The 17,248-nt window shown below is 72.0% G+C and carries 21 protein-coding genes; 6 read left to right on the top strand and 15 right to left on the bottom strand.

The window, feature by feature from the left end:
* The first annotated feature begins 241 nt into the window (after positions 1–241).
* Together BM536_RS07860 and BM536_RS07855 are read left to right on the top strand one after the other, a co-directional pair.
* Entirely contained in the window at positions 242–1,102 is an 861-nt protein-coding gene (locus tag BM536_RS07860) for a metallophosphoesterase family protein (RefSeq protein ID WP_094102740.1), read from the top strand.
* The gene (locus tag BM536_RS07855) at positions 1,099–1,788 is read left to right on the top strand and encodes a 4'-phosphopantetheinyl transferase family protein (RefSeq protein WP_073497260.1); all 690 of its coding nucleotides are present in this window, start codon (positions 1,099–1,101) and stop codon (positions 1,786–1,788) included. Before BM536_RS07860 ends, BM536_RS07855 begins: the two co-directional genes overlap by 4 nt.
* A gap of 245 nt (positions 1,789–2,033) precedes the next feature.
* Here BM536_RS07855 and BM536_RS07850 read toward each other — a convergent pair whose 3' ends face one another.
* The gene (locus BM536_RS07850; RefSeq protein ID WP_073497258.1) at positions 2,034–2,273 is read right to left on the bottom strand and encodes a hypothetical protein; all 240 of its coding nucleotides are present in this window, start codon (positions 2,271–2,273) and stop codon (positions 2,034–2,036) included.
* 240 nt (positions 2,274–2,513) lie between these two features.
* Between BM536_RS07850 and BM536_RS07845 the strand changes: the two genes are divergently transcribed.
* Positions 2,514–3,539, top strand: a complete 1,026-nt coding sequence (locus tag BM536_RS07845) for an alpha/beta fold hydrolase (protein WP_094102739.1) — start codon at positions 2,514–2,516, stop codon at positions 3,537–3,539.
* An 80-nt stretch (positions 3,540–3,619) separates the two neighbouring features.
* On the opposite strand, the gene BM536_RS07840 is transcribed toward BM536_RS07845, so the two are convergent.
* Positions 3,620–4,150, bottom strand: coding sequence for a toxin-antitoxin system, toxin component (locus tag BM536_RS07840; protein ID WP_073497268.1), 531 nt, complete (start codon positions 4,148–4,150; stop codon positions 3,620–3,622).
* Positions 4,151–4,191: 41 nt separating this feature from the next.
* Positions 4,192–4,842 (bottom strand): helix-turn-helix domain-containing protein, encoded by a 651-nt coding sequence (locus BM536_RS07835; protein WP_073497256.1) that lies wholly within the window; start codon positions 4,840–4,842, stop codon positions 4,192–4,194.
* A 228-nt stretch (positions 4,843–5,070) separates the two neighbouring features.
* Here BM536_RS07835 and BM536_RS07830 point away from each other — a divergent pair, with 228 nt between their 5' ends.
* Positions 5,071–5,736 (top strand): MmyB family transcriptional regulator, encoded by a 666-nt coding sequence (locus BM536_RS07830; protein ID WP_094102738.1) that lies wholly within the window; start codon positions 5,071–5,073, stop codon positions 5,734–5,736.
* A gap of 39 nt (positions 5,737–5,775) precedes the next feature.
* On the opposite strand, the gene BM536_RS07825 is transcribed toward BM536_RS07830, so the two are convergent.
* From BM536_RS07825 to BM536_RS07810, 4 genes are read right to left on the bottom strand one after another with little or no spacing between them, the layout of a single operon-like run.
* Positions 5,776–6,675 (bottom strand): ABC transporter ATP-binding protein, encoded by a 900-nt coding sequence (locus BM536_RS07825; RefSeq protein ID WP_079275161.1) that lies wholly within the window; start codon positions 6,673–6,675, stop codon positions 5,776–5,778.
* A 29-nt stretch (positions 6,676–6,704) separates the two neighbouring features.
* Positions 6,705–7,484, bottom strand: a complete 780-nt coding sequence (locus BM536_RS07820; protein ID WP_073497254.1) for an ABC transporter permease — start codon at positions 7,482–7,484, stop codon at positions 6,705–6,707.
* On the bottom strand, positions 7,481–8,254 hold the full coding sequence (locus BM536_RS07815; protein ID WP_073497252.1) for an ABC transporter permease: 774 nt from the start codon (positions 8,252–8,254) through the stop codon (positions 7,481–7,483). Before BM536_RS07815 ends, BM536_RS07820 begins: the two co-directional genes overlap by 4 nt.
* Positions 8,251–9,231, bottom strand: coding sequence for an ABC transporter substrate-binding protein (locus BM536_RS07810; protein ID WP_073497250.1), 981 nt, complete (start codon positions 9,229–9,231; stop codon positions 8,251–8,253). Before BM536_RS07810 ends, BM536_RS07815 begins: the two co-directional genes overlap by 4 nt.
* A 156-nt stretch (positions 9,232–9,387) precedes the next feature.
* Here BM536_RS07810 and BM536_RS07805 point away from each other — a divergent pair, with 156 nt between their 5' ends.
* Positions 9,388–10,251, top strand: coding sequence for an IclR family transcriptional regulator domain-containing protein (locus tag BM536_RS07805; protein WP_073497248.1), 864 nt, complete (start codon positions 9,388–9,390; stop codon positions 10,249–10,251).
* Here BM536_RS07805 and BM536_RS07800 read toward each other — a convergent pair.
* The 4 genes from BM536_RS07800 to BM536_RS07785 all read right to left on the bottom strand — a co-directional run bounded on the left by BM536_RS07800 (position 10,166) and on the right by BM536_RS07785 (position 12,988).
* Positions 10,166–11,104 carry a PDR/VanB family oxidoreductase gene (locus tag BM536_RS07800; protein ID WP_073497246.1) on the bottom strand — a complete coding sequence of 313 codons (939 nt, stop codon included), beginning with the start codon at positions 11,102–11,104 and terminating at the stop codon, positions 10,166–10,168. The genes BM536_RS07805 and BM536_RS07800 overlap by 86 nt on opposite strands.
* A complete protein-coding gene (locus tag BM536_RS39385) occupies positions 11,101–11,352 on the bottom strand; it encodes a hypothetical protein (protein ID WP_073497243.1) in 252 nt (83 codons plus the stop codon). The genes BM536_RS07800 and BM536_RS39385 overlap by 4 nt, the downstream gene beginning before the upstream one ends.
* A complete protein-coding gene (locus BM536_RS07790; protein ID WP_073497241.1) occupies positions 11,349–12,416 on the bottom strand; it encodes an aromatic ring-hydroxylating dioxygenase subunit alpha in 1,068 nt (355 codons plus the stop codon). The genes BM536_RS39385 and BM536_RS07790 overlap by 4 nt, the downstream gene beginning before the upstream one ends.
* Before the next feature lie 122 nt (positions 12,417–12,538).
* Positions 12,539–12,988 carry a Clp protease N-terminal domain-containing protein gene (locus BM536_RS07785; RefSeq protein WP_073497240.1) on the bottom strand — a complete coding sequence of 150 codons (450 nt, stop codon included), beginning with the start codon at positions 12,986–12,988 and terminating at the stop codon, positions 12,539–12,541.
* Positions 12,989–13,273: 285 nt separating this feature from the next.
* Between BM536_RS07785 and BM536_RS07780 the strand changes: the two genes are divergently transcribed.
* Positions 13,274–13,741, top strand: coding sequence for a nuclear transport factor 2 family protein (locus BM536_RS07780; RefSeq protein ID WP_073497238.1), 468 nt, complete (start codon positions 13,274–13,276; stop codon positions 13,739–13,741).
* 19 nt (positions 13,742–13,760) lie between these two features.
* On the opposite strand, the gene BM536_RS07775 is transcribed toward BM536_RS07780, so the two are convergent.
* From BM536_RS07775 to BM536_RS40750, 4 genes are all read right to left on the bottom strand, one after another.
* Positions 13,761–15,080, bottom strand: coding sequence for an MFS transporter (locus BM536_RS07775; protein ID WP_079275160.1), 1,320 nt, complete (start codon positions 15,078–15,080; stop codon positions 13,761–13,763).
* Positions 15,077–15,817 (bottom strand): alpha/beta hydrolase, encoded by a 741-nt coding sequence (locus BM536_RS07770; protein WP_245873320.1) that lies wholly within the window; start codon positions 15,815–15,817, stop codon positions 15,077–15,079. Before BM536_RS07770 ends, BM536_RS07775 begins: the two co-directional genes overlap by 4 nt.
* 181 nt (positions 15,818–15,998) lie before the next feature.
* The gene (locus BM536_RS07765) at positions 15,999–16,583 is read right to left on the bottom strand and encodes an NADPH-dependent FMN reductase (RefSeq protein ID WP_094102737.1); all 585 of its coding nucleotides are present in this window, start codon (positions 16,581–16,583) and stop codon (positions 15,999–16,001) included.
* A 393-nt stretch (positions 16,584–16,976) separates the two neighbouring features.
* On the bottom strand, positions 16,977–17,248 hold a 272-nt coding region (locus BM536_RS40750; RefSeq protein WP_158086511.1), incomplete at its 5' end, for a hypothetical protein.

Raw genomic sequence — 17,248 nt, 5'->3', positions numbered from 1 at the left:
GCAGGGCGAAGCAGGCCCGGCCCGGGCAGGGGGAGTGGAGGGACACCAAACCGCCCTGCGCGAAGGGAGGTCGGGGCGGTGGTGTTGGGGCGATCATACGGGGTCCCGAAGGTGCCGCGTGCAACGCGAGTGTTACGGATTTTCCGATCATGTTCGTATGGGGCGCGAGCGAGGTAAGGATGGGAGGGCCGCGGTGTCGATCCTGCGCGCGCGGTGACGGGTCGGGGAACGGGAGCACAGGGTGACATCGACGGCCGGTGGTGCCGGGCAGTTGCTGGCCATCAGTGATCTGCACATCGGCTATCCCGAGAACCGGGCCCTGGTCGAGAGCATGGCCCCGGAGACGGACGAGGACTGGCTGCTGGTCGCCGGTGACGTCTCGGAGAACGTGGCCGACATCCACTGGACCCTGAAAACCCTCGCGAGCCGCTTCCGCAAGGTCGTCTGGACCCCCGGCAACCACGAACTGTGGACCCACCCCAAGGACACCGTCGCCCTGCGCGGCGTCGCCCGCTACGAGCACCTCGTCGAGATGTGCCGTGAGCTGGACGTGATCACCCCCGAGGACCCCTACCCGGTCTGGGAGGGCCCCGGCGGCCCCGTCGCGATCGCCCCGCTGTTCCTGCTCTACGACTACTCGTTCCTCCCGGCCGGCTGCGCCACCAAGGAGGAGGGCCTGGAGTACGCGCACGGGACGGGCGTCGTGTGCAACGACGAGTACCTGCTGCACCCCGACCCCTACCCGACCCGCGAGGACTGGTGCCGGGCCCGCGTCGCCGAGACCGAGCGCCGGCTCGCCGCCCTTCCGGAGGACCTCCCCACCGTCCTCGTCAACCACTATCCGCTGGACCGGCACCCCACCGACGTCCTGTGGTACCCCGAGTTCGCCATGTGGTGCGGCACCCGGCTGACCGCCGACTGGCACCGCCGCTTCCGCGTCGCCGCCATGGTCTACGGGCATCTGCACATCCCCCGGACCACCTGGCACGAGGGCGTCCGCTTCGAGGAGGTGTCGGTGGGCTACCCGCGCGAGTGGCGCAAACGCCCGCAGCCGCCGGGCCGGCTGCGCCGCATCCTGCCCTGGAAGGACGAGAGCGCGTGATCGAGGAGCTGCTGCCGGAGACGGTGGTCGCCGTGGAGGCGCACGGCGAGGACGGCGTCCGCGAGTTCGGCGGCGGCCCGCTGTACCCGGAGGAGGAGGCGCTGGTGGCGCGGGCCGTCGCCAAGCGCCGGCGCGAGTTCACCCTCGTACGCTCCTGCGCCCGCCGCGCCATGGAGAAGCTCGGGGTGCCCCCGCACGCGGTGCTGCCCGGTGAACGCGGCGCCCCGACGTGGCCTGCCGGGCTGACCGGCAGCATGACCCACTGCGAGGGCTACGCCGCGGCCGCCCTGGTGCGGGCCGCCGACCTGGCCTCGCTCGGCATCGACGCCGAACCGCACCAGCCGCTTCCGGACGGCGTCCTGTCCGCCGTCGCGCTGCCCGCGGAGCAGGAACGGCTGCGCGGGCTGGCGGCGGAGCGGCCCGAGGTCCACTGGGACCGGCTGCTGTTCAGCGCGAAGGAGTCCGTCTACAAGGCGTGGTTCCCCCTCACCCGAAAGTGGCTGGACTTCAGCGAGGCCGACATCGAGATCGACGCCGGCCCCGCGGACGGCACCCAGGGCACGCTGCGGGCCCGGCTCCTCGTCCCGGGACCGGTGGTCGACGGCTGCCGCCTCGGGCACTTCGAGGGCAGCTGGACCGTCGGGCGGGGACTGGTGGCGACGGCGATCGCCGTCCCGCACGGCTGAGTCCGCCGCCCCACCGCGCCGGTCGTCACCCCGGTCGTCGCGCCGGTCGTGCCGGTTCGGGTCGCTGGCGCCCCTGCCGCCGCGCCGGTCCGCGCCCTGCCGGACGGTGTCCCCGCATCCGTGACCGCCTCGGTCGGCGCCGCTCCGGACGGCGGCGACCTCCCGTCATCGGTACCGAACCGCCGTCACCGGTCCGCTTCCGTCACCGGTCCGCTCCCGTCACCGCCGCCGGCTCCGCCCCGCCCTCACCGGTCCGGAAACCAGCTGTGCAGCAGCCGGAAGAACTCCTCCTCGTTGCCCGCGAGCCCCGCGGCCGCCAGGGCCTGTTCCGCCTCGGCGAGGACGGCGGGCGGGACCACCGGGGGCCGACGGTCGTACGGCGGACCGCCGGCGGCGTCCCCGAACGCCGCCCGGACGGTGTGCAGCAGCCGCAGGTAGGCCTGAACGGCGGTGCGCTCGCGGTCGGTCAGTACGGCAGTGGGCATCGGTCGGCTCTCCCCGTGTCGGCGTCGTGTCCCACGCGCCCCGCGGCGCGTACGCCCCCGTACGGCGGCGCACCTCCCAGCTTGCCGCCCACCACTGACAATCCGGCTTTCCCCGGCAGCGGTTCGCCCGCTTAGCGGAGGCGAAACCTCGTCGAAATCCCCTGGGGGAAAGGGGCCCTACGCTGGGAGGAAGGGCTTTCGGCCGACCGCCGGAGGCCACGGTGGTCGGGAGGCGAACAGGTGGTCGACGCCCCGCAGCACCGCCCCGCGCGGGCCCCACGGCTGCGCCGGGTCGGCGACGGCGAACTCCAGGTACGCCACCGTGTCCTGCACGGATACCGGCGCGCTTTCCGGATGGCCGGGGAAGGACCGGCGCTGGTCCTCATCCACGGGATCGGGGACTCCTCCGCCACCTGGGCCGAGCTGATCCCCGACCTCGCCCGCACGCACACCGTGATCGCCGCCGACCTCCTGGGCCACGGCGCCTCCGACAAGCCGCGTGCCGACTACTCGGTGGCCGCCTACGCCAACGGGGTGCGGGACCTGCTCAGCACGCTCGGCATCGAGTCGGCGACCCTGGTCGGTCACTCCCTGGGCGGGGGAGTGGCCATGCAGTTCGCCTACCAGTTCCCCGAGCGCACCGAGCGCCTCGTCCTCGTCAGCGCGGGCGGTGTCGGCCGTGAGGTCAACCCCGGGCTGCGGCTGGTGTCCCTGCCCGGCGCGCATCTGGCGCTGTCCGCACTGCGGTTGCCCGGAATGCGCTTCCCGGTCGGCCTCGCGGTGCGGCTGATGAAGCTCCTGGACACCGACCTCGGGCAGGACGCGCCCGAGTTGCTCACCCTGGTCGACGCCCTGCCGGACGAGACCTCGCGCGACGCCTTCGTCCGCACCCTGCGCGCGGTCGTCGACTGGCGAGGCCAGGTCGTCACCATGCTCGACCGCTGCTACCTGACCGAGGGCATGCCGACCATGCTGCTGTGGGGCGACCGGGACAGCGTGGTGCCGGTCCGGCACGCGTACGGGGCGCACGAGGCCATGCCCGGCAGTCGGCTGGAGATCTTCGAGGGTGCCGGGCACTTCCCGTTCCACACCGACCCGGCCCGGTTCCGCGCCCTGGTCGAGGAGTTCACCGGGACCACGGCCCCGGCGGACTGGAGCCGCGACCGCTGGCGTGGCCTGCTGCGCGAGGGCCGGCCCGGCGCGGGCACGTCATCCGCCGCCGGGGAAAGGGACCTGAAGGAAGCCAGCGAGCGCAGCGCGACCTGAACGGTCCCGCGCACCGATTGGCGCGGCCTGCTCACCCCCCCGGCCCGCTCAGTCCCCGGCCCGCTGAGTCCCCGGCCCGCTCAGCCCTGCGGGCCCAGGTAACCCAGTGCCGCCTCGATCCGGCCCGCCAGATGATCGCGCTGCCCGCGTCCGCGCGGCGACGAACCGGCGAGCCAGGTGCGGCACTTGCTGGCGAGGAGCAGGCCGAAGCTCTCCGCGTCGCGTTCCTCGGCCTGGTCGAACCGGGTGCGCGCGGCGACCTTGCGGACCGTCGCCCGCAGGTCCGCCTCGTCGTGGAGCAGCCGGGCCGCCACGGTGGCGCCCTCCACGTGGTGGCCGCAGTGCCCCGCCTTCATGTGCCACAGCTCGTGGCCGAGGATCACCAACTGGTGGTCGGGCGCCGTGCGTTCCTCGATCACGACGAGGTCCTGGTCGGCCATGTCGAGCCACAGACCGCTGGCGGTGCCGGGCGGGAACGCGGCCGTACGGAACGTCACCGGGCGGCCGCGGCGGCGGCTCATGCCGTCGCACAGGGCCGCGTACAGGTCGGCCGGGGCGGCGGGGGCGGGCAGGGTCAGTTCCCCGACCAGCTCGCCGCACAGACGGCGCATGTCCTTGGCGATGCCCACGGTTCTCCTGGTTCTCCCCCGACTCACGACTCGGGCCGCTTCACGCTCTCCAGGAGCATGTCCAGCCACTCGGCGACCTTGTCACGGTGCTGATCGGTGGGGAGTTGGGCGGCCCGCCAGGCGATCCCGCGCACTCCGTGGTCCTGGAGCAGCCGCTCCAGCGGATCCGAGGCCGCCGCGGCGGCCTCCCGGGCGGCGAGCTTCTGGAGCAGTTCCTGCTCGATGTGCTGGAGGGCGCCCGCCAGGGCCTCGGGGTCCTCGGCCGTGAGGAAACCGGCGTGCACGCGGAAGAAGCGCTGGAGGGCGTCGCAGTGCTCCATGGTGGGGCGGCGGTCGCCGTTGATGAGAGCGCCCGCCTGCTGCCGCGACATGCCGGCGCCGTCGGCGATCTCCTGCTGGGTGTACTTGCGCCCGTTGGGCTTGAGCCGGGTGCGGCGCAGCAGATCCAGGCGTTGCAGGAACCGGGCCTGCACATCGGGCTCACCGGCCGGACGGCCGCTCAGGAGGGCCTTGACCACGGACTCGGGGACTCCGGAGGCGACGGACAGCCGAGCGGAACCGAAGACTTCCGCGTGGGGCACGCCGAGCCGGTCGGCGAGAGCGGTGACACGGGCGACGACGGCCGACAGCAGCACCGTCGCCGTGGCGCCCGGAACTTCGAAGCCATCCGTCACCGACAGGTCTCCTACGTCTCTCACGAGCCTCTCACGGGCACACGCGATCGCCGTGAACTGCCCGGAGAGTAACCGGTCTTTCGAACTCACATCCAGGTCTCGCCACAACTGTGGCCAATTTCAGCCGTCAACGAGCGCCGAATGCCACGATAGTTGACACACCGAGCGCCGGGCATGAGGATCGGCACGCCGTGTGAAGGCCGCAGAGGCAAGAGGGGTGACCTCCCGATGGCATATCAGGCAGGTGGGCAGCGGCCGGCGCCGCGGCCCGTCCCCGAGAGTCCCGAGGCCCAGGCCTATCTACGGGACTACGCCACGTACCTGGAGGCCGTGCCCTTTCCCTCGGTCGTCCTCGACCACCGCTGGGACGTCGTCCTCGCCAACGCCGCTTTCACGTCACTTTTCCGGGACGTGAGCCCACATCCGACGGCGCTGCCGGACGACAACTTCCTGCGGTTCGTCCTGTTCCACCCGGACGCGGCCGCGGTCCTCGGCGACCACGAGGCCGGCTGGTGCCTGCCGATGCTCGCCCGGTTCGCCGAGACCCTCGAACGGCAGGGTCACGACCCCGTCCTGCAGGCGATCCGCCGCGAGATCGCCCAGGACCCCCTCATGGAGGCCGCGTACCGGCAGGGCCTGCCGCACTGGGTCCGAGCCATGGGTGAGGACGCCGTCGAGCACGACGGCGCGGTCCGCACCCTGCTCCACTCCGACCCGCGCCGGGCCGCCAGCGAGTGCCGTATCGTCTGCGAGACCCCGCGGACCCTGCGCGACATGGGGTACACGCGACTGACGATGGTGCTGCGCGAGGCACCCGCCCCGGCGCCCCGCCGGGCACGGCGTCCGCGCCGCACCGCGGGACACCTCAGCGTGGTCCCCGCCCCCGAGGACTGACCGGCACCGTCGGCGTTCAGGTCGCCGACGGCGCCCGGGTCAGCGGGACGGCGGCGGGTCCGTCCTCACGTCGGGATCCCCCGGCACGTCCGCCTTCACCAGGGCGTCCCGCTTCGGCGGAGCGTCCGCCTTCGCGAGAGCGTCCTGTGTCTCCGGCGTGTCCTGCGGCGCGATGCCGCGCTTGGCCGCCTGGATCTGCTCGTACACATGGGTGCGCAGTTCGGCGAAGCGCGGGGCGACCCGGGTGTGCAACTGGTCGCGCTCCGCCGGCAGGTCGACCGTCAGCTGCTCCCGTACGACCGTCGGGGACCCGGACAGGACGATCACCCGCTCGCCGAGGTACACGGCCTCGTCGATGTCGTGGGTGACGAACAGGATCGTCATCCCGCGCTCCCGCCACAGCCCCCGCACCAGGTCCTCCAGATCGGCGCGGGTCTGTGCGTCCACCGCCGCGAACGGCTCGTCCATCAGCAGCACGCGGGGCTCGTAGGCGAGGGCCCGTGCGATGGCCACCCGCTGCTGCATACCGCCGGAGAGCTGCCAGGGATACGCCCCCGCGGCGTCCGCGAGGCCGACCGACTCCAGCGCGTCGGTCACCAGTTCCCGCCGTCGCGCCTTGCCCAACCCCTTTTGCTTCAGCGGGAGTTCGACGTTCTCTGCGACCCGCATCCAGGGGAAGAGGCTGCGCCCGTACTCCTGGAACACGAAGGCCGTCCCGGGCGGCGGACCGGTCACCTTCCGCCCCTCCAGCAGGACCTCGCCGCCCGTCGGCGTCAGCAGTCCGCCCATGCACCTCAGCAGGGTCGTCTTGCCGCAGCCCGACGGGCCGACGAGACAGACCAGTTCACCGGCGCCGACGGTGAAGGTGAGGTCGCGTACCGCCTCCACCCGCCGCCCGGACCCCTCGTAGACCTTCCTCAGGCCGCGCACGTCGAGCATGTCCCGCCCTTTCGCCGTTCTCGAGGCCGTCACGGGGACCGCCGGGTGGAGGCGCGCCGACCGTGGTACCAGCCGAGCACCCGCCGCTCGAGAAGCTGGAAGAGGACCGACAGGAAGAAGCCCAGCAGGCCGAGCACGAGGATCCCGGTCCACATGTCGGGGATGGCGAAGCCGCGCTGGAACTGCACGATGGTGAAACCCAGTCCGTTGCTGGCGGCGAACATCTCGCTGATGACCATGAGGATGATCCCGACGGACAGCGCCTGGCGCAGGCCCGCGAAGATCTGTGGACTCGCCGAGCGCAGCACCAGGTGGCGGAGCCGGGCGACGCCCGTGATGCCGTAGGAGCGGGCCGTCTCCGCCATCACCGGGTCCACCGCCCGTACGCCCTCGACCGTGTTGAGCAGTACCGGCCAGACGCAGCCCGTCGCGATGACGACGATCTTCATGGTGTCGCCGATGCCCGCGAACAGCATGATGACCGGCACCAGCACGGGGGGCGGCACCGCCCGCAGGAACTCCAGGACCGGCTCGCACACCGCCCGCACCCTCCGGTGGGAGCCGATGACCGTGCCGACCGCGATCCCGGCGACGGCGGCCAGCGCGTAGCCGCCGGTGAGCCGCAGCACGCTGGGCAGCACGTCCGAGCGCAGCCGGTCGCCCGTCCACACGTCCGGGAAGGTCTCCAGGATGGTCCGCAGGGGAGGCCGGTACACGTCGGTGCTGTCGTCGGACGCCAGCCACCACACGGCGACCAGCACGGCCGGCAGGGCGAGGGCGTACCCCAGCCGCAGCAGCAGGTGCCTCACACCGCCACCTCCCCGCGCACCGACTGGTGCCAGGCCAGTGCCCGCCGCTCCACCGTCCGGGCGCCGACGTTGATCAGCAGGCCGAGCAGCCCCGCGACCACGATCAGCGCGTACATCTCGGGCACCGCCTGCGAGGTCTGCGCGACCGCGATCCGCGAACCCAACCCGGGCGCCCCGATCACGAGTTCGGCGGTCACGGCCAGGATCAGCGCGACCGCCGCAGCGAGCCGCACCCCCGTCATGACGTACGGCAGCGCGGTCGGCCACAGCACGTGCCGGACCCTCGCCCACGGGCCGAGGCCGTAGGAGCGGGCCGTCTCCTCCGCGACCGGGTCGACGTCCTGGACGCCGTACAGGACCTGGATCAGGACCTGCCAGAAGGAGGCGTAGACGACCAGCAGCAGGACGGAGCGCAGTTCGGTGCCGTACAGCAGGACCGCCAGGGGGATCAGGGCGACGGAGGGGATGGGGCGCAGGAACTCGATCGTGGACGCCGTCGCCTCGCGCAGATGCGGGACGACGGAGAGCACCACCCCGGCCACGATGCCCGCGCCGACCGCGATGGCCAGGCCCAGGGCCCAGCCGGTCAGCGTGTCGCCGAGCGCGCTCCAGAAGGCGTCGTCGGACAGCTCGTCCACGAGGGCTTCGGCGATGCGGCTCGTCGGTGGGAAGTAGGCCTCCTCGACCAGGCCGAGCCGCGGTGCCGCCTCGCCCAGGGCGAGGAAGGCGGCGAGCCCGGCCGCGCCGAGCACGGCGTTCTCGCCCCTCACGGCAGCAGCTTGTCCAGGTCGGGCTCCGACTTGAACAGGCCGTCGTCCGAGCCGAGTCGGCGCAGCGCCTCGATGGAGGAGCGGTTCGCCTCGGCGGGCCACTTCGGCAGCGTCACCTGCTCCAGCACCGCCGCCGGGATCTTGGTGTACGTGGTGACGGTCCGGCGGACCTCGTCGGGGTGCGCGTCGGCGTAGGCGAGGGATTCGGCGGTGGCCTCCTGGAACTTCCGCACCACGTCCGGGTGTTGCCGCGCGTACTGCGTGGAGGTGAAGTACATGGCGATGGTGAGGTTCGGCGCGATGTCGATGAAGGGCGAGACGATCTCCTGTCCGCCCTGGCTCTTGACGGTCGCCAGCGCGGGTTCGACCACCATCGCGGCGTCGATCCGCCCGCCGTCGAGAGCGGCCGGCATCTGGTCGAAGGGCAGCTCGACGAACCGCACCTTGTCCGGGTCGCCGCCCGCCTTGCGCACCGAGGCGCGCACCGCGGTCTCGTTGATGTTCTTCAGGGTGTTGATGGCGACCTTCTTGCCCTCGAGGTCCTTGGCGGACCTGAGCGCGCTGCCCTTCTTCACCGTGATGGCCCCGAAGTCCTCGCCGGCCACGCCCGTCGACGCGATGCCGTTCGAAACGGCCTTCACGGGCACGTTGTTGGACTGGGCGACCATCAGCGACGTCAGGTTGCTGAAGCCGAACTGGAACTGACCGCTGACCACACCCGGAACGATCGCCGCACCGCCCTGCGCCGTAGTGATCGACAGTTCCAGCCCGTGCTTGGCGTAGAAGCCCTTCTCGACGCCGAGATAGACCGGGGCGACGTCCACGATGGGAATCAGCCCCAGTTCGACGGTGGTGGTACCTCCGGACGACGTGTCCTTGCCCGAGGAACCCGGGGAACCGGAGTCGTCGGACGAGCCGCAGGCCGCTGTGGCGAGCAGGAAAGTACCGGCCGCGAGACCGGCGAGCAGACGACGCATGGCTCCCCCTGTGCAGAGAAAACGGTTCCGACAGGCTGTGCGCACACCGCACGGTAGTGCTCAACTGGCGTGCAGGGAACGGAGAGCCACGCGATCGAGGCGGTCAATGGCCCGGCCGTCATGGCTGACGGAATTGTTGACAGTGAGGGGTTGGTGATGTCCGCCGGAGCCCGCGCACCACACTTCGTGAGGTCCTTCGAGCGGGGCCTCGCCGTCATCCGCTCCTTCGACGCCGACCATCCGGTGCGCACCCTCAGCGAGGTCGCCCGCGCCTGTGACCTGACCCGCGCCGCCGCCCGCCGACTGCTGCTCACCCTCGTCGACCTCGGGTACGTCCACGGCGACGGCCGTCTCTTCCGGCTCACCCCGCGCGTCCTGGAACTCGGCTACGCCTACCTCGCCGGACTGACGCTCCCCCAGCTCGCGCTGACGCACCTGGAGCAACTCGTCGCGGAGACGCGGGAATCGTCGTCGCTGTGCGTCCTGGACGGCGACGACATCGTGTACGTCGCCCGCGTTCCGACCCGCCGCATCATGTCCGCGACGATCACGGCCGGCACCCGCTTCCCGGCACACGTCACCTCCGTGGGCCGGGTGATGCTCGCCCACCTGCCCGAGGACGACCTCGACGCCCGGCTGGCCCGGACGCCACTGAGCCCCCTGACCGCCCGCACCCTGGTGACACCGCAGGCCCTGCGGGCGGAGCTGGAACGGGTCCGGCGCCAGGGATACGCCCTGGTGGAACAGGAGTTGGAGGAGGGGCTGCGCTCGGTGGGCGCCCCGGTGCGCGACCGGGACGGCGCGGTCGTGGCCGGCGTGAACATCGCCGTCCACGCCGGCCGCACCACCCTGGCCGCCGTCCGCCGCGACCTGCTCCCGCACCTGCTCACGGCGGTGAACCGGATCGAGGCGGACCTGGACGCGGCTCCGCAGCTCACAGGTCCAGCACGAGCCGCTTCCCCCGACAGCGGGACACACAGATCATCATCGTCTCCCCGGCCTCCCGCTCCTCGTCGGTGAGCACGGAGTCCCGGTGGTCCGGGGCGCCGTCGAGGACATCGGTCTCACAGGTGCCGCAGGTCCCCTCGGCACAGGAGAACAGCACCTCGACCCCGGCGGCGCGCACGGTGTCCAGCACGGACACGCCCGGCGCGACGGTGAGCGTACGGCCGCTGCGCGCCAGCTCGACCTCGAACCCGCCGTCCTCGCCGCCCGGTCGCTCCTTCGCCCGGAACCGCTCCACGTGCAGCGCGCCGGACGGACAGCGGGCCTCGACCGCGTCGAGCAGCGGACCGGGACCGCAGCAGTACACCAGGGTCCCCTCGGGCAGCGCGTCCAGCACGGAGTCGAGGTCGAGCAGCCCGGCCTCGTCCTGCGGGACGAGGGTGACCCGGTCGCCGTACCGCTCCAGTTCCCCGGTGAACGCCATCGAAGCGCGGGAGCGGCCGCCGTAGAGGAGGCTCCACTCGGCGCCCGTGGCCTCGGCCGCCGCGAGCATCGGGAGGATGGGGGTGATGCCGATGCCGCCCGCGACGAAGCGGTAGCGGGTGGCCGGCCGCAGCGCGAAGTGGTTGCGGGGGCCGCGAACCCGGACCGTGTCGCCCGGCCTCAACCGCTCGTGCACATGGGCCGATCCACCGCGGCCCAGCGGCTCGCGCAGCACCGCGACCCGCCAGAGGGAACGGTCCGCCGGGTCACCGCACAGCGAGTACTGGCGCTCCAGCCCCGGGCCGAGGAGGAGGTCGATGTGGGCGCCGGGTTCCCAGGCGGGCAGGGGCTCGCCCAGTGGGTGGCGCAGGGTGAGGGCCCGTACACCGACGGCCGCGGACTGTATGCCGTCGACGACGAGCTGTGTTTCGTGGACCGTGGTCATGCGGCGCTTCCGTTGTCCTCGTCGACCGTGTCGCCTGCGTTGCTTCCGGGGTTTCCGGAGTTCTCGGTGCTTGCACCGGTTCCCCCGGGGCCCGGCGGCCGGTGGCCCTCGGGGTGGGCGAGCATCCACTCCCACATCTCCACCGGGTCCTGGGCGGCGTGCTCGGCCCCGCAGTGGCAGGTGCCGTGCAGGACGTCCGTGCCCGGCAGCCAGTCGACGCGGTAGACCTCGCCGGTGGGGCTGCTCACCGGACCGTCTCCTGCGGCTTGGCGCCCTCCTCGACCAGCCGGGCGAGGATCCGGCGGGCGGCGAGCCCGCCGGTGTCGATGTTGATGCTCAGCTCCTGGTAGCCCGACCGCTCCGAACCGAGCGTGCGCTGAAGGAGGTTGAGCGCGTCGACGTCCTGCATGACGACCGTGTGGTTGTTGCCCCGCAGGAACTCGGTGACCTCGTCGTCGTCCGTCGCCCAGTCCCGCGAGACCATCCAGAAGTCGTACACCTTCCCGTCCGAGGACGGTGTGATGGCGTAGGTGATCTCGGTGTGGAAGCCGTTCGGATCGGTGCCGTCGGCCTCCGGCAGCACGCCGACGGGCGCGATGCGGCTGTGCAGCAGGTACAGGCAGGGCGCGTGGTACTCGATGTCCTGCCAGCGGGTGATGCGGCCCTGGATGCCGGTCGACCGGGCGTAGAACGGCGGGCACTCGGCGTCGTCCATGTGCCGGCTCACCCGCACGATGCCCGCGCCCTCGTCCACCTCGGTGGTGATCGGCGTCTCCGCGACCTCGGGCGTGCCGATGTAACCGCCGTGCAGATACGTCTCGTGGGACAGGTCCAGCAGATTGTCGACCAGCAGCCCGTAGTCGGCGTCGATCGGCTCCATGCCGCGGACGGTGGTCCAGCCGGGGGAGTCCAGGTGCCGGGCGCGTGGGACGGCCCGAGGGTCGGCGAGCGCCGGGTCGCCGATCCACACCCACACCAGGGAGTCCTGCTCGACGACCGGGTAGGAGGCGACGCGGGCGGTGCGCGGGATGCGTTTCTGCCCCGGCACGTACACGCACGTGCCGGTCGGGTCGTAGGTGAAACCGTGGTAACCGCAGACGATCCGGTCCCCGTCCAGGCGGCTCTCGGACAGCGGGAAACGGCGGTGGACACAGCGGTCGTGCAGAGCGACGGGCGTTCCGTCCTCCTCGGTCCGGTACAGGACGAGCGGCTCCCCGAGGACCGTGCGCCCGAGCAACTCCGCCCGCCCGACCTCGTGGCTGTAGGCGGCGACGTACCAGTGGTTCCTGGCGAAGGCAGTCATGTGGGGCATCGGCCGGTCCCGTCCTCGTCGACGATGTGTCGCCACACACCTTGACGAGGGGGCCTCCGCCCCGGCAAGAGGACTTCCGTCCGGCGGAAAACCCCCGGTCACGTCGCCCTACATACCCGCGGTCAGACCGCCGTGTTCTTCCTGATGGCGTCCAGGCTCTTGCGGACCGGAGGGTAGGAGAGGCCGAAAACGGCCCAGGCACCCTTGCCGGGACGGTACTTGAGTGCCGCCAGCAACACGTGCTCGGTACCGAGTCGGCTGTCGCCGATCTCCGCCATCTCGACGGCCGCGTCCTCGAGCAGCGACGCGTGCTCCCCGCTCGGCCGGATGGCGTCGGCGGACTTCCGGGACGTCGGCGGAATCATCTGCCGGCTGCGGTTGGCGGAGAATTCGTGGAACGCCTTGAGATCGACGTCGTTGGCCACCAGCAGGGCCGAGAACGTGGAATCGTTCTGCGCGCTGAGCACGGTGAGCAGGTGGATGGTGAACAATTCGGGACTGCCCTGGGAGGCGGCGAGTTCGCGGGCTGCCCGCACGGCGGTCGACATACGGTCGGTCTGCTGCACCTGCATGATGAATTCCCTTCACTTCACTGTCTGTTCGTCTTTTCCGTCCTGCATTTTCCGGCCGGGGGACCGGCTGCCGGTCCGCCGACGGAAAACCGGTTCGTGAGCCGGTAATCGCGCCGGTCAAGTGCCTTGCGGCGAAACGGATGTGACGGACCGTCCTCCGTCTCGCCGTCGGACGGCACCGACAGACTACTTCGCCGGACTTACCGATCCCGAGCCCTCCTCGATATTTGGCTGACCAAATACCTACTTGACGGTGCATCGGTCGGGAGTGGCAGTGTGCACGGTATGACCACTCAACTGGATGACTCCGCCATCACTGTACTCATCGGCCGGTTTTTCCGCACTCTCAATGAGCGTCGTTTCGAAGGGGATTGGGCCAAGGAATACTTCACCGACGACGTGAAGGCGGAGAGCCCGCACGGAACCGCGGTGGGCGCCGACGCCGTGCGCCAGTCGCAGCAGGCCGTGGAGGACTGGGCCGTCGTCCAGTACATGAACACGGACATCCTCATCGAGGGCGACGAGGCCGACGCCGACAAGGCCACGGCCTCGTGGAACTCCCTGATGACACACGTCCACCACCAGTCCACACTCGGCCAACTCGGCGAGGGCCTCGACCCGCTGTTCACCGTGGGCGGCGTCTGGGACGTGGACCTGCGCCGTACGGCCGACGGCTGGCGCTTCTCCCGCACCTCCGTCCGGCCGATATGGATGTCCGGCACGGCACCGCAACTGCCCGCGGCGGCCGAATGACCGAAGCGGAGTCCGGCCGTCACCCACGGGACGCCGGGTCCCGTTTGAGCGGCCGGTCATTTCCGGCCACCCCCGGCATGGCGGTGGTCGGCCGGGAAGCGCGGAGGGCGAGGAAGGCCAGGGCCGCGAGGCCGGTGGCCAAGGAGATCAGACCGCCGCCGACGAGCGCCGCGCGCGTGCCGTGGCGGGCGGCGGCCCAGCCGGTGAGAAGGGCGCCGAAGGGGGTCGATCCCTGGAGCAGCAGCGTGTAGAGGGCCAGGATGCGGCCACGGTAGGCGGGGTCGGAGCCGAGCTGGAGGCGGTGGTTGACGGCCTGGGTGAAGTACAGGGCGGTGAAGCCGGTGAGGGCCAGCAGCACCAGAGCGGAGCCCTGCCCCGGCGCGAGCCCGGTCAGCGCCTCCGCCGTACCGAAGGCGACGGCCGCGCCCGCCACCAGAAGGGCCGGGGGGCGCGCGGTGCGCCCCGAGCCGGCCAGGGCGCCCAGGAGCGACCCCGCGGCGACGGCGGAGGTGAACAGCCCGAACGACCCGGCGTCGGCGTCGAAGACCGTCTTGGCGAGCAGCGGCAGCGTCAGCTGGAAGTTCAGGCCGAACAGGGAGACCAGCGCGACGAGGAGGAGCGGCAGCAGCAGATCGGGGCGCGAGCCCACGTACCGCAGGGCGTCGACGGCACGCCCGTCGCGGGCGGTGCTCCTGACCCGCCGTAGTTCGCCGGGGCGCATCAGCATCAGCGCGGCCACGGTGGCCAGGTAGCTGAACGCGTTGATCACCGACACGGGTCCGATGCCGAGCCAGGTGATGGCGAGACCGCCGGCCGCCGGGCCGAGGATGCGCGCCAGATTGAAGTAGGCGGCGCTCATGGCCGAGGCGTTGGGGAGGAGTTCGGGGCCGACCATCTCCTGCACGAAGGACATCCGGGCCGGCGTCTCGATCGCGTTGACGACACCGAGACAGAAGGCCAGGGCGCACACGTGCCAGACCCGCACGGCGCCCGTGAACACCAGAGGAGCCAGCGCCAGCGACAGGGCCCCCGAGACCAGGTTGGCGACGACGAGAAGCACACGTTTGTCGTGGCGGTCGGCGAGCCGGCCGCCGTACAGGGAGAGGAGGAGCATGGGTGCGAACTGCAGGGCCGTGACGAGACCGAGGGCCGTGGCCGAGTCGTCGGTCAGGGAGAGGACCAGCCAGTCCTGGCTGACGATCATCATCCAGGTGCCCATGACCGACACGAGCTGGCCGGTGAAGTAGAGCCGGAAGTTGCGCACCGACAGGGACCGGCCGACCGCTCTGAACCGGGGGACCGGCCCGGCGGGCCGCCGGGCCGTCTCCTGGTGTCTCATGCGTCGGCCTGCCCGCGCCGCGTGAGCAGTTCCTCCAGGAAGGCCAGGACGCGCAGGTGGTAGGAGCGGGCGGCCCAGCCGAGGCTGATGTTGTGGCCCGCGTCCGGCTGGCGGTGCACCGTGACGCTGGTGGCGCACAGGTGACCGGTCATCTCCGCCAGCGCGTCGGCGTCGTGCAGCCACCAGTTCTCGTACTCCGCGAAGGTGAGCCGGACCGGCGCCCGGACCCGGGCCGCGACCCCGGGGAAGGACTCCGACCACTGCCGCAGTTCTTCCTCCTCCACCGGCGGCATGGGCGCCAGCAGGTTCCGGCTGAAGCGGAAGCTGTTGGGCGGGTAGAGCCGCAGCGGTCCCCAGTGCCACTTCCAGGAGTCGCGGGCCAGGATCCCGGGCGGCCGGCCGAAGTCGGTGGCGTAGCGGTGCCCGCAGCCGGAGATGTCGAGGCCGATGATCCGGCCGCGCTCGTCGTCGGCGGCCGCCGTCAAAGCCACCTTGCCACCGAAGGAGTGCGCGACCAGCAGGAATCCCGCGCCCGTCGGGAAGCGCCGCGCGTAGTCGTCGAGCGCCGCGTGCAGGGTGGCCGACTGCTCGGTCAGGCTCTGCCCGTGCGGTACCTCGCGGGCGGACCCGCCGTACCCGGGGCGGTCCAGGCTCAGCACGGCGAAGCCGAGGCTCGCCCCCAGCCCCAGCAGCGACACGCTCGGATGCGCCTGCCCGTCGAAGTACCCGGCCGACATGCCTCCGCCGTGCACGCGACCACGACCGCCCGCGGCGACGGGCCGGGCGGCTCGATGTGCAGTCCCGACAGGGTGATGCCACCCGCGTCGAGGGTGATGTCCGTGACCCCGGACGTCCTCGCGGCCTGCGCCCGTTCCATGGCCGGACTCTCCCGACGTCCCATGATCGTCTCCTTCGTGCTCACAGCGTGTACGGGCGTCGCCCGCGTGCCTGTTGGAGCGCGGCGGCCCACCACACCAGCTGGCCGAGCATGGTCTTCACCGCCGCGTCGAGGCCCGGGGCGTCCCTCGGGTTGCCGTCCTCGTCGAAGTGGCTGCGCGCGTCCGCGAAGCTGACACCGTCCCGCAGGGTCGCCACGTGGAGTTCGGAGAAGATCTGCCGCAACTGCTCCACCGCCCGCAGCCCCCGGGAGCGGCCGCCGTAGGAGACGAAGGAGACCGGCTTGCCGCGCCACTGGGTGGGATGCCAGTCGATGACGCTCTTCAGGGCGGCGGGGCAGCCGTGGTTGTACTCGGCGGTGACGACCACGTAGGCGTCCGCCGCCTCGATGCGGGTGGCCACCTCATCGAGCCGGTCCCGCGCCTGCGCGGCGCGCGCGGGGGAGACCACCATCGGCAGGTCGGCCTCGACGGCGTCGATCACGTCGACGGTGAACACACCGAACTGCTCGGCCTGTCCCGTCAGCCATCGGGCGACGACGGGACCGGAACCGCTCTCCGGTGGACTGCTGGTGATCACTGCGAGATGCAGGGGCTCTTCCGGCATGACTGGCCTCTCGTGACATCGGGACTCTCTCTTCCATGAAGCGACGGGCACGACACGCGCCGTCCGGGGGAAGCGCGTGACAGGCGGGAGGCGCGCGGCGCCGCGTCCTCGCCGCCGTCATCCGGTCAGGGGCGCCGGCCCTCGGAGCGGCGCCCGCGGGATCCGTCCCGTGGCCGGCCAGAGCCAGCAGTCCGACGGCCGCCGTGGTGGCGGCAGCCAGGGCCAGCGGCACGCCGGCCGCACCGTGGCGGAAGCCGTCGTTCATGACGGCGACACCGATCACGGACGCGACGACCGGGTTGACCAGGGTCATGGTCACCAGCGGCACCGCGAGACCGGCATCGCGGTACGACGCCTGCGACGCGGCCAGTCCCGTCCCGGCCATGACCGCCGTCAGGCACAGGCCCACCGCCTGCGCGCCGACGGCCGACACCGCCCAGCCGTCCACGACCACCTTGACGTGGACCGACGCCACGCCGAACGCCACACCGGCCGCCGTGCGAGCACCGCGGCGCGTCCCGCCGGCCGGCGCACCCCGGCCGCGGCACCGGCCAGCAGGGCGGCCACGCCGATGCCCCCGGCCGCGATCAGCGACTGGTCCCGGACGGCCAGCGGCACGGCGGGGCCGGTGTCGACCAGCACCGTCAGCAGGGCGGGGGCGGGGC

The sequence above is a fragment of the Streptomyces phaeoluteigriseus genome (assembly GCF_001896135.2).
Classification (GTDB): Bacteria; Actinomycetota; Actinomycetes; order Streptomycetales; family Streptomycetaceae; genus Streptomyces; species Streptomyces phaeoluteigriseus.
This window is presented reverse-complemented; position numbering and strand designations above follow the sequence as displayed.

Coding starts and splice junctions, on each gene's coding strand:
- BM536_RS07850 (WP_073497258.1), bottom strand. CDS start 2,273: ATGCCCACTGCCGTACTGACCGACCGCGAGCGCACCGCCGTTCAGGCC.
- BM536_RS07840 (WP_073497268.1), bottom strand. CDS start 4,150: ATGCGCCGTCTGTGCGGCGAGCTGGTCGGGGAACTGACCCTGCCCGCC.
- BM536_RS07830 (WP_094102738.1), top strand. CDS start 5,071: ATGGCATATCAGGCAGGTGGGCAGCGGCCGGCGCCGCGGCCCGTCCCC.
- BM536_RS07825 (WP_079275161.1), bottom strand. CDS start 6,675: ATGCTCGACGTGCGCGGCCTGAGGAAGGTCTACGAGGGGTCCGGGCGG.
- BM536_RS07810 (WP_073497250.1), bottom strand. CDS start 9,231: ATGCGTCGTCTGCTCGCCGGTCTCGCGGCCGGTACTTTCCTGCTCGCC.
- BM536_RS07805 (WP_073497248.1), top strand. CDS start 9,388: ATGTCCGCCGGAGCCCGCGCACCACACTTCGTGAGGTCCTTCGAGCGG.
- BM536_RS07800 (WP_073497246.1), bottom strand. CDS start 11,104: ATGACCACGGTCCACGAAACACAGCTCGTCGTCGACGGCATACAGTCC.
- BM536_RS07790 (WP_073497241.1), bottom strand. CDS start 12,416: ATGCCCCACATGACTGCCTTCGCCAGGAACCACTGGTACGTCGCCGCC.
- BM536_RS07785 (WP_073497240.1), bottom strand. CDS start 12,988: ATGCAGGTGCAGCAGACCGACCGTATGTCGACCGCCGTGCGGGCAGCC.
- BM536_RS07780 (WP_073497238.1), top strand. CDS start 13,274: ATGACCACTCAACTGGATGACTCCGCCATCACTGTACTCATCGGCCGG.
- BM536_RS07775 (WP_079275160.1), bottom strand. CDS start 15,080: ATGAGACACCAGGAGACGGCCCGGCGGCCCGCCGGGCCGGTCCCCCGG.
- BM536_RS07770 (WP_245873320.1), bottom strand. CDS start 15,817: ATGTCGGCCGGGTACTTCGACGGGCAGGCGCATCCGAGCGTGTCGCTG.
- BM536_RS07765 (WP_094102737.1), bottom strand. CDS start 16,583: ATGCCGGAAGAGCCCCTGCATCTCGCAGTGATCACCAGCAGTCCACCG.